At 49.1% G+C, this 434-nt stretch carries 1 protein-coding gene; it reads left to right on the top strand.

What is annotated here, in order from left to right:
* A partial coding sequence (locus tag PF327_RS11420) for a golvesin C-terminal-like domain-containing protein (RefSeq protein WP_289402678.1) occupies positions 1–434 on the top strand: 434 nt, incomplete at both ends.

Below are 434 nucleotides of genomic sequence, written 5' to 3'. Positions count from 1 at the left end.
AGTATGACGCTTACGGTAACCGATAGTGTTGTGCCTATCAGTGAAACGATCGTGGACAACCGTGATACAGGCTTCAGCAGAACAGGTAGCTGGTCGGAGTCAGGAGCTCCTGATGAATATGCTGCAAGCTCTCTGTACAGTGCTACGGTTGGCAGTACTGCTACCTGGACACCTGCACTCTCAACAGCAGGTACCTATGAAGTATTTGTCTGGTATACCGGATCGGCCCAATATGATCGTGATACGGATGCGGACTATACGATCAATTATGCCGATGGTACCACAGCTGTATCGATCGATCAGAACCAGGGTTCTGGCGCATGGGTTTCATTAGGTGTCTATACCTTCCAGGCAGGGAATAGCAGTAGTGTTACGCTTCTTCGTGATGCAAATGCTGTAGGTACTACCAGTGCCGATGCTATGAAGTTTGTCCT

The sequence above is a fragment of the Sulfurovum xiamenensis genome, from assembly GCF_030347995.1.
GTDB lineage: Bacteria > Campylobacterota > Campylobacteria > Campylobacterales > Sulfurovaceae > Sulfurovum > Sulfurovum xiamenensis.
The sequence above is the reverse complement of the archived record's forward strand: the minus strand, read 5'-3'. Positions and strand labels throughout refer to the sequence as shown.